Origin of the sequence: Saccharopolyspora sp. NPDC002686, from assembly GCF_040295745.1 — a bacterium.
Classification (GTDB): domain Bacteria; phylum Actinomycetota; class Actinomycetes; order Mycobacteriales; family Pseudonocardiaceae; genus Saccharopolyspora; species Saccharopolyspora oryzae.
Genome location: NZ_JBEOVY010000298.1, coordinates 1 through 9,868, shown reverse-complemented (window position 1 = coordinate 9,868; position 9,868 = coordinate 1). Strand labels below are relative to the sequence as shown.

The 9,868-nt window shown below is 69.0% G+C and carries 9 protein-coding genes and 1 pseudogene; 8 read left to right on the top strand and 2 right to left on the bottom strand.

Translation table 11 applies throughout. The annotated features are described in order from the left end of the window. Positions 1-190: 190 nt before the first annotated feature. Both ABTZ89_RS29760 and ABTZ89_RS29755 read right to left on the bottom strand, forming a co-directional pair. Positions 191-1,123, bottom strand: coding sequence for a sigma-70 family RNA polymerase sigma factor (locus tag ABTZ89_RS29760; protein WP_270954146.1), 933 nt, complete (start codon positions 1,121-1,123; stop codon positions 191-193). 217 nt (positions 1,124-1,340) lie between these two features. Further along, positions 1,341-3,560, bottom strand: coding sequence for a (Fe-S)-binding protein (locus tag ABTZ89_RS29755; RefSeq protein WP_351050861.1), 2,220 nt, complete (start codon positions 3,558-3,560; stop codon positions 1,341-1,343). A 375-nt stretch (positions 3,561-3,935) separates the two neighbouring features. Here ABTZ89_RS29755 and ABTZ89_RS29750 point away from each other — a divergent pair, with 375 nt between their 5' ends. The 8 genes and pseudogenes from ABTZ89_RS29750 to ABTZ89_RS29715 form a co-directional block, all read left to right on the top strand. Continuing rightward, complete coding sequence (locus ABTZ89_RS29750) at positions 3,936-4,367, top strand: DUF1707 SHOCT-like domain-containing protein (RefSeq protein ID WP_270954192.1); 432 nt, start codon at positions 3,936-3,938, stop codon at positions 4,365-4,367. 77 nt (positions 4,368-4,444) lie between these two features. Next, positions 4,445-4,768 carry a DMT family transporter gene (locus tag ABTZ89_RS29745; protein WP_408641981.1) on the top strand — a complete coding sequence of 108 codons (324 nt, stop codon included), beginning with the start codon at positions 4,445-4,447 and terminating at the stop codon, positions 4,766-4,768. A gap of 5 nt (positions 4,769-4,773) precedes the next feature. Beyond that, positions 4,774-4,986: a TetR/AcrR family transcriptional regulator gene (locus tag ABTZ89_RS29740; RefSeq protein ID WP_351050865.1), complete on the top strand. Its 213-nt coding sequence runs from the start codon at positions 4,774-4,776 to the stop codon at positions 4,984-4,986. 29 nt (positions 4,987-5,015) lie between these two features. After that, positions 5,016-5,384, top strand: coding sequence for a TetR/AcrR family transcriptional regulator (locus ABTZ89_RS29735; protein ID WP_351050858.1), 369 nt, complete (start codon positions 5,016-5,018; stop codon positions 5,382-5,384). 197 nt (positions 5,385-5,581) lie between these two features. Then, positions 5,582-7,447, top strand: coding sequence for a molecular chaperone DnaK (gene dnaK / locus ABTZ89_RS29730; protein WP_270954190.1), 1,866 nt, complete (start codon positions 5,582-5,584; stop codon positions 7,445-7,447). Beyond that, positions 7,444-8,145, top strand: a complete 702-nt coding sequence (grpE, locus tag ABTZ89_RS29725; RefSeq protein WP_351050854.1) for a nucleotide exchange factor GrpE — start codon at positions 7,444-7,446, stop codon at positions 8,143-8,145. Before dnaK ends, grpE begins: the two co-directional genes overlap by 4 nt. A 25-nt stretch (positions 8,146-8,170) precedes the next feature. After that, entirely contained in the window at positions 8,171-9,355 is a 1,185-nt protein-coding gene (dnaJ, locus tag ABTZ89_RS29720) for a molecular chaperone DnaJ (RefSeq protein ID WP_270954188.1), read from the top strand. Between the two features lie 2 nt (positions 9,356-9,357). Beyond that, positions 9,358-9,786 (top strand): annotated as a pseudogene (locus ABTZ89_RS29715) (heat shock protein transcriptional repressor HspR); the annotation flags it as partial. Positions 9,787-9,868: the final 82 nt, after the last annotated feature.

Sequence of the window (9,868 nt, the reverse complement as noted above, 5' to 3'; positions counted from 1 at the left end):
CTTTTGGGCGGTCATAGCAGCCCAAAAGACTCACGGGATTTGACCAGCCGGGCCGAGCCCCGTGAGCACTTTGTGGGGTTATAGCGCCGCAAAGTGCTCACGGGGCCTGAGCAGCTGGAACTGTGCTCAGGCCCGCGGTCCGCCGTCCTGGCGCGGGTTGCGGTGGTGGGTTCGTGCGTGGTTTGGGGTGTTATGGCGCCCCGAAGTACTCACGTGACGGGACGCCCTGAGCGCTGAGGCCTCGGGCGGTGGGGTCCGTGGGGTTGGACCAGGCGAAGGCCATCGCGATGGCCAGGACCAGGGCGCTGAGCAGGAGGAGGAGCCAGGGCGGGAGGTTCTGGGGCTTCGCGCTGAAGGGGCGGGCGTTGTCGTCCAGGACCAGGGGTTCGATGATCGCTCGGATGCCGCTGTTGACCTCGGCGACCTCGTTGGCCAGGGCGCGGCAGCGCTCGCAGTCGTTCAGGTGGGACTGGACGATAAGCTCGTCGCGCTTCGACAGCGCGTTGCGGGCCCAGCCGCCCAGGCGGTCGATCACCGTTCGGCAGCGCGGGTCGGACACCTCGGCCAGGTGCGCGTTCAGGTACTCGCGGCGCAGGCCTTCCCGGGCGCGGTAGGACAGCGCGGAGACGGCGTTGGGGCGCAGGCCGAGCAGCGGGGCGGCTTCGGCGGGGGTTCGGCCCTTGATCTCGGTGTGCCAGAGGACCTTCTGCCAGTTCGCCGGCAGCCGGGAGAAGGCCTTCGCCGCGAGCGTTCGCTCCGCCGCGTCCACCGCGGAGTTCTCGACGGGGTCCACCGAGTCGTGACCGGCCAAGGTCTGGACGTCCTCGACGAGCTGGACCTTCTTCGCGGAACGGGACCGGTCGTAGGCGAGGTTCCGCAGCGTCGTGAGCAGGTACGCGCGGAATGCGGTGGTGGGGCCGCCGCCGGTGTTGAGGCTGTCGAGGACGTTGGCGAAGGCCTCGGAGACGAGGTCGTCGGTTTCGGTCTCGGACCGCGTGACCTGCCGCGCCGTCTTGTAGGCGGCGCGGACGTGCCGCTGGTAGAGCTGCCCGTACGCCCCCTTCTCCCCGGAACGGACCAGCTCGACCAGTTCGGCGTCGCTGAGCTCGGGAGTCTCGGCCATCATTCCTCCGCATCCGTGCCGGTCGATACCGGGACGGCGCTGCCCCTGGCATATGACGCCGGAATCGGCAACTCGATGCGCATGTCCGATTACCGCTGGGTTGATCTCCTGAGGGCGAGATGGACCAGCGACCGCGGACCTCGGCGGAGGACGCGCTGCCCTGAAAAGCGCGAAGGGCGCCTCCCGGTGGGAGACGCCCTTCGTCGGTTGTTGACGGTCAGCTGCCGGTCGTCGCGGTGTCCTCGGTGGTCTTCTCGCCGCGCTTGACGGCGTTGAGGAGGAGCTGGGCGACGTCGACGACCTCGACCGATTCGGAGGCGACCTTCTCGCTCTGGCGGGCCGTGAGGCCGTCGGAGAGCATCACCTTGCAGAACGGGCAGCCGGTCGCGATCTTCGACGGCGCGGTGCCCAGGGCCTCGTCCACGCGCTCGACGTTGATGCGCTTGCCGATGCGCTCTTCCATCCACATCCGGGCGCCGCCGGCGCCGCAGCACATGGAGCGGTCGGCGTGGCGGGGCATCTCGCGGAAGGTCGCGCCGGAGGCTCCGACCAGGTCGCGCGGCGGCGTGTAGACCTTGTTGTGGCGGCCCAGGTAGCAGGGGTCGTGGTAGGTCACGTCCTCGGCGACCGGGGCGACCGGGGTCAGGCGCTTCTCGCGGACCAGCTTGTTCAGCAGCTGGGTGTGGTGCACGACCTCGAAGTCGCCGCCCAGCTGCGAGTACTCGTTGGCCAGCGAGTTGAAGCAGTGCGCGCAGGTCGCGACGATCTTGCGCTTGCCCGGTTCGCGGCCCTCGAACACCGAGTTCAGCACCTCGACGTTCTGCTGGGCCAGCATCTGGAAGATGAACTCGTTGCCCGCACGACGGGCCGGGTCACCGGTGCAGGTCTCCTCCGGGCCGAGCACCGTGTACTTCACGCCGGCCATGTGCAGCAGCTCGGCCACGGCCTGGGTGGTCTTCTTCGCGCGGTCCTCGAAGGCACCGGCGCAGCCGACCCAGAACAGGTACTCCACGTCGTCGGCCAGCTCGCCGTCGAAGACCGGCACCTCGAAGTCCAGGCCCTCGGTCCACGCGAGGCGGTCCTTGGCGTTCTGGCCCCACGGGTTGCCCTTGTTCTCCAGGTTCTTGAACATCCCGCCCAGCTCGGTCGGGAAGTTCGACTCGATCATCACCTGGTAGCGGCGCATGTCGACGATGTGGTCGACGTGCTCGATGTCCACCGGGCACTGCTCCACACACGCACCGCACGACGTGCAGGACCACAGCACCTCGGGGTCGATGACGCCCATCTCCTCCGGGCCGCCGATCAGCGGGCGCTCGGCCTCGGCCAGCGCCAGCACGTCGATCCCGGCCAGCTTCTCCTCGGCGTCGTCACCGGTGATGCCGACCTCGTCACCGGCCATGTCCTTGCTGCCACCGGCCAGCAGGTACGGGGCCTTGGCGTAGGCGTGGTCGCGCAGCGAGGTGATCAGCAGCTTCGGCGACAGCGGCTTGCCGGTGTTCCACGCCGGGCACTGCGACTGGCAGCGACCGCACTCGGTGCAGGTGGTGAAGTCCAGCCAGCCCTTCCAGGAGAAGTCCTCGACCTTGCCCGCGCCGAACACGTCGGTGTCCGGGTCGGCCTCCTCGAAGTCCAGCGGCTTGCCCGCCGACATCATCGGCTTGACCGCGCCCAGCGCGACGTCGCCGTCGTCCTCGCGCTTGAAGTAGATGTTGAAGAACGCCGAGAACCGGTGCCAGGCGATGCCCATCGTCATCGTGCGGGCCACCACGATCAGCCAGACCGTGGCGCTCATCAGCTTGATGAACGCGAACACCGACACCAGGTTCGCGCTGGCCGGCAGCAGCATGCCCAGCGGGCCCGAGACGAACTCCGACCACAACGGCATCGGGTGCACGCCCAGCGCGGACTTCGCCGCCCGCACACCCAGGATGCCCACGCCCTCGACCAGGACCACGGCCTCGATGAAGTAAGCCCACTTGAAGTTCGAGCCCTGGAACCGCGAGACCCGGTCAGCGCGGCGCGGGTGGTTGAGCTGGCGGATCACGATCAGCACCAGGATGCCCACCACGGTGCCGACACCGAGGATCTCCATCAGCAGGCCGTAGATCGCCAGATCGCTCAGGAACGGCCAGCCCCAGGTCGGCACGAAGACCTCGCCGTAGGCCTCGAACAGGGCCAGCGAACCGATGAGGAAGCCCCACATCACCAGCCAGTGCCAGACACCGACGTTGCGGAACTTGTTCATCCGCGTGTGCGCGGCGAACTCCTTGACCAGGGTCGCCAGCCGGGCCATCACCGGGCCGTTGCGGGTGCCGTCCGGCTGCCCGAGGCGGATGATCCGCACGAACCGGGCGATGGTCGCGGCGAACATGCTCCACGCGACGACGCCGAGCGCGACCGAGATCGCGCCCAGCGTGATCTGAACAGCACCCATGCTCGCGGCCTCCTGTTTCGAGGGGGTTGTCCGTTCGGGCAGCGTACGCCCTGTTACCCATCGGTAACTACAGGGGTTGTGCGCGTGTTGGTAACAGTCGGTGATTCTGCGAGACCGCCGCGCGAAAAACTAGTTGTTCAATCGTTCAGCTTTATCGGATAGCCTAGCTCGGTCGGATGCGGGTGGCGCGGGTCGGCGTTGCTGGAGTCGTCCGAGTTGTTCCTGTTGAACGCGGCGTCGGTGGTTGCGATCGAATCGCGAACCGGGCGTGGGCGATGTCGATCAGGGCAGACTCGAGGACGGGATGCGATTTTCGCCACTTATTTGATCGGGTGAACGGTTCGTTCGGCGATGCCGAACGTCCAGGGGGTTGCGATGACTGGGGACAACGGGTCGATGCGCGCGTCGGACGGCGATCGGGAAGCCGTGGCGCAGCGGCTGCGGGCGGCGCTGGACGAAGGACGGCTCACCGTCGCCGAGTACGACGAGCGGCTGCAGCAGGCGTTCGCCGCGACGACCTACGGCGAGCTGGTGCCGATCACCGCCGACCTGCCCGAGCCCACCCCGCCGAAGAAGTCGAAGGACCTGGTCAAGCGCGAGAAGCGGAAGCGCAAGCAGATCAAGGAGTGGCGGGAGTGGGGCGGCGTCGCGGTCATCCTGTGCGGGATCTGGCTGGTCACCTCGATCGCCTCCGGTGAGCTCGGCTTCTTCTGGCCGATGATCCCGCTGGGCATCTGGGCCGCGGTGATCCTCAGCGGCCTGGTCTCCGGCGGTGGCGGCGGGAAGTCCGAGCGCTCCGGCGACTGACCTGGAAGTGCCCCGGTGCAGGGGCACCGGCATGCCCTTAAAGTGGGGCGATCGTACGATTTTCTTGGGAGATGGGCGTGGCGTACCTGGTCCTGGCGGTGGCGATCGTGAGCGAAGTGTTCGCCACCGTCTCGTTGAAGTTCTCCGAGGGGTTCAGCAAGCCGCTCCCCTCGATCCTGGTCGTGGTCGGGTACGTGATCGCCTTCTCCGCGCTGGCCTCGGTGCTCAAGCTGGGGCTGCCGGTCGGCGTCGCCTACGCGATCTGGGCGGGAGCCGGGGTCGCGCTGGTGGCGATCATCGGCGCGGTGTTCCTCGGCGAGTCGATCACCGCCGTGCAGATCGCCGGTCTCGCGCTGATCATCGGCGGTGTCGTCGCGCTGGAGCTGGGAGGTGCGCATTGACCCAGGTGCGCCGCAATCCGGACGAGGAGACCGACGGCCGCCGCGCCAAGGGCGAGCGCCGCCGCCGCGCGATCATCGACGCCGCGCTGCGGGTGGTCGCCCGCGACGGGGTCGGCGCGGTCAGCCACCGCAACATCGCGCGCGAGGCCGGAGTTCCGCCGGCGTCCATCGCGTACTACTTCGACGGCATCGACGACCTGCTCGGCGGCCAGCGCTGAAGTCGGGCTGCGACGGGCTCCTCGAGCAGATGGACCAGCTGCAGGAGCAGGTCGAGGAGCGCACCGCCTGGCCGCGGGCGATCGCGGAGAACCTGGCGAGCCTGGTGCGCGAGCACCGCGAGCGCACGCTCGGCGAGTACGAGCTGTACCTGCTGGCGGCCCGCCGCCCGGCGCTGCGCCCGGCCGCGCGCAAGTGGATCGAGGTCGCCTCCGGTTACGTCAACGGCGGCCGGGGCGGCGACCAGCCGATGGTCCGAGCGCTGTTCGCGGCGATCGACGGCATCCTCATGCAGGCGCTCATCGCGGACGAGCCGCCCACCGCTGACGACCTCGAACCGGTGCTCCGGTTCCTGGTCCAGCCCGTCGACTACCTCCGCGACGGCGGCGCCATCCCCTGATCTCCGCCGGGTGGTTCCCATCACGCCGCGGAACTATCCGCGCAGGTCATCCGTTGGACTGGCAGAAAGCTTGAGCGGGCTGCGCTCAACCCGGATTGACGGTGCTCGGGTGCAGTCGGTAAAACTTGAGTCAGCAAGGCTCAGGAACCTTCGCCGGTGCCTGAGCGCACGGATTACTCAGTCGGGAGGAACCCAGCATGGCGCGAGCGGTCGGCATCGACCTGGGAACGACCAACTCCGTCGTTTCCGTCCTGGAGGGCGGCGAAGCGACGGTGATCGCCAACTCCGAGGGCTCGCGGACCACGCCGTCCATCGTGGCCTTCGCGAAGAACGGCGAGATCCTCACGGGTCAGCCCGCGAAGAACCAGGCGGTCACCAACGTGGACCGCACCATTCGGTCGGTCAAGCGCCACATGGGCACCGACTGGTCCGTCAAGATCGACGACAAGGACTACACCGCGCAGGAGATCAGCGCCCGCGTGCTGATGAAGCTCAAGCGCGACGCCGAGGCGTACCTGGGCGAGGACGTCACCGACGCGGTGATCACCGTTCCGGCGTACTTCGAGGACGCCCAGCGGCAGGCCACCAAGGAAGCCGGCCAGATCGCCGGCCTGAACGTGCTGCGCATCGTCAACGAGCCGACCGCCGCCGCGCTGGCCTACGGCCTGGAGAAGGGCGAGAACGAGCAGACCATCCTGGTCTTCGACCTCGGTGGCGGCACCTTCGACGTCTCGCTGCTGGAGATCGGCGAGGGCGTCGTCGAGGTGCGGGCGACCTCCGGTGACAACCACCTCGGTGGTGACGACTGGGACGAGCGCATCGTCGAGTGGCTGGTCGAGAAGTTCAAGACCTCGTCGGGCATCGACCTGACCAAGGACCGCATGGCCATGCAGCGGATCAAGGAAGCCGCGGAGAAGGCCAAGATCGAGCTGTCCAGCTCCTCCAGCGCGAACATCAACCTGCCGTACATCACGGTGGACGCGGACAAGAACCCGCTGTTCCTGGACGAGACGCTGTCCCGCGCCGAGTTCCAGCGGATCACCTCCGACCTGCTCGAGCGCTGCCGCAAGCCGTTCGAGGCGGTCATCCGCGACGCGGGCATCAAGCTCGCCGACATCGACCACGTGGTGCTGGTCGGCGGTTCGACCCGCATGCCGGCGGTCTCCGAGCTGGTCAAGGACCTGACCGGTGGCCGCGAGCCGAACAAGGGCGTGAACCCGGACGAGGTCGTCGCGGTCGGCGCCAGCCTGCAGGCCGGTGTGCTGCGCGGTGAGGTCAAGGACGTCCTGCTGCTCGACGTCACCCCGCTGTCCCTGGGCATCGAGACCAAGGGCGGCATCATGACCAAGCTGATCGAGCGCAACACCACGATCCCGACCAAGCGCTCCGAGACCTTCACCACCGCGGACGACAACCAGCCGTCGGTGCAGATCCAGGTCTTCCAGGGCGAGCGCGAGATCGCCGCGCACAACAAGAAGCTCGGCATGTTCGAGCTGACCGGTCTCCCGCCGGCGCCGCGCGGCATGCCGCAGATCGAGGTCACCTTCGACATCGACGCCAACGGCATCGTGCACGTCTCCGCCAAGGACCTGGGCACCGGCAAGGAGCAGTCGATGACGATCACCGGCGGCTCCGCGCTGCCGAAGGACGACATCGACCGCATGGTCAAGGACGCCGAGGCGCACGCCGAGGAGGACAAGAAGCGTCGCGAGGAGGCCGAGGCCCGCAACCAGGCCGAGACCCTCGTCTACCAGACGGAGAAGGTCCTCAAGGAGAACGACGAGAAGCTGCCGTCGGAGGTCAAGGACAAGGTCAAGTCCGCGATCGACGAGGTCAACGAGACGCTCAAGGGCGAGGACGTCGCCGCCATCTCCGCCGCGGTGGAGAAGCTGGCCACCGAGTCCCAGGCCCTCGGCCAGGCGCTGTACGCCGACGCCGGTGCCAACGCGGCGGCCGGTGCGGGCGCGGGCGCTGCGGACGACGCCGCGGACGCCAAGGCCTCCGGTGCCGACGACGTGGTGGACGCCGAGATCGTCGACGAAGAGGACGAGAAGAAGAAGTGACGGCGGACCGGTCCGAGATGTCGCACAACGAAGAGCAGGAACCGGTGGTGGTCCGGGACCGGCGTCGCATCGACCCGGTCACCGGCCAGCGCCGGGAGCCCGCTCCGAACGGAGAAGAGGCGCAGGTGTCCGAAAGCATCTCCGGCACCCTCGACGAGGAGATCTCCAAGGACGTCCCGGCGGAGGAGTCCGCTCCCACCGCCGAAGCACCTCAGGGTGAGCCCGCCGGTCTGCAGCAGCAGGTCGACGAGCTCACCGCCGACCTCAAGCGGGTCACCGCGGAGTACGCGAACTACCGCAAGCGGGTGGAACGCGACCGCGAGTCGGTGATCGCCGCGGCCAAGGCCTCGGTGGCCGGCGACCTGCTGACGGTGCTGGACGACCTGGAGCGCGCCGAGGCGCACGGCGACCTCAACGGCGCCTTCAAGGCCGTGGCCGACAAGCTGGTCGGGGCCCTTAACTCGGCCGGTCTGGAAGCGTTCGGCGCGGAGGGCGACGAGTTCGACCCGTCCGTGCACGAGGCGGTGCAGCACAGCACCTCCCCGGACGTGAGCGGTCCGACCGTGACCGCCGTGCTGCGTCGCGGCTACCGGTTCTCGGATCGGGTGCTGCGCCCGGCGATGGTCGCGGTGACCGACCACGAGCCGACGTCGGCGGAGCCTGCTGCCGCCGACGAGAACACCACCGAGCAGGGTTGATCAGGAGCGGGAGGAGGGGCGTCCGGTGAGTGCCAGGGAATGGATCGAGAAGGATTTCTACGCCGAGCTGGGCGTCTCCTCCGACGCTTCGGCGGACGAGATCAAGAAGTCGTACCGGAAGCTGGCGCGGGAGAACCACCCCGACGCCAACCCCGGCAACGACCGGGCGGAGGCCAAGTTCAAGGCCGTCTCCGAGGCGTACGGGGTGCTGTCCGACCCGGACAAGCGCAAGCAGTACGACGAGGCCCGCAGGCTGTTCGGCTCCGGTGGTTTCAGCGGAGGCGGCGGTCATGGCGGGTTCGGCGGCTTCGGTGGACCGGGCGGCGGCTTCGACATCGGTGACCTCTTCGGCGGTGGCGCCGGTGCTGGTCAGGGGCCGGGAGGTCTCGGTGACCTCTTCGGCGGCCTGTTCGGCAGCCGCCGCCCCGGCGGCGCGTCCACGGCCAACCGGCCCAAGCGCGGCGCCGACGTGGAGACCGAGGTCCGCATCGACTTCACCGAAGCCGTGCGCGGTGCGACGGTGCCGCTGCGGCTGTCCAGCCCGGCGACCTGCCAGACCTGCCGCGGTTCCGGCGCCAAGCCGGGCACCCGGCCGCGCAGCTGCAGCACCTGCTCCGGCTCGGGGCTGGTCACCCGCAACCAGGGTGCGTTCGCGTTCAGCGAGCCGTGCCCGGACTGCCGCGGTCGCGGTCAGCTGATCGACGACCCGTGCCCGGACTGCGCGGGCGAGGGGGTCAGCACCCGCACCCGCACGCTGACGGTGCGGATCCCGGCCGGCGTCAACGACGGGCAGCGGATCCGGTTGGCGGGTCAGGGCGAGCCGGGTCGGCAGGGCGCTGCCTCCGGTGACCTCTACGTCGTCGTGCACGTCAACGCGCACCGCGTGTTCGGACGTTCCGGTGATGATCTGACGATCACGGTGCCGACCACCTTCCCGGAGCTGGCGCTGGGCACTACTTTGACCGTGCCGACCCTGGACGGGAAGGTCTCGCTGAAGGTCCCGGCCGGGACCGCCAGCGGCCGCACCTTCCGGGTGCGCGGCAAGGGCGTGGGCAAGAAGGACGGCAGCAGCGGCGATCTGCTGATCACGCTGCAGGTCGCGGTTCCGTCCAAGTTGGACGGCAAGGCGGCCGAGGCGCTGGCGGACTACGCGGAGGCCACCGCCGACCACGATCCGCGCCAGGACCTGAACGAGTTGCTCGGGAGGTAGTCATGGCCGGTCGCCGCACGCCCGATCCGGGCTTCGGGTTCCCGCCGGGGTCCGACGAGGACACGCCGATGTTCGTGATCTCGGTGGCCGCCCAGCTCTCCGGTCTGCACGCGCAAACCCTGCGCAGCTACGACCGGTTGGGCCTGGTCTCGCCCGGGCGAACGCCGGCGGGCGGCCGTCGCTACTCCCTCCGGGACATCGCGCTGCTGCGCGAGGTCCAGCGCTTGTCGCAGGAGGAGGGCGTCAACCTCGCGGGCATCAAGCGGATCATCGACCTGGAGAACGAAGTCGACGCGCTGCGCTCGCAGGTCCAGGAACTGGCCGAAGAAGTCGCGGCGGCGCACGCGGCCGCCGAACAGGCGGCAGCCCAGATCCACGCCTCCTACCGCCGAGACCTGGTCCCGGTGCGCCAGGAAACAGCGCTCGTGGTCGACGAGGACGTCGTGGACCTGCTCGGGGGTGGCGAGGCGCGGTTGGCGGCGATGGGCGTCGACGTCGAGTGGCCGCCGGACC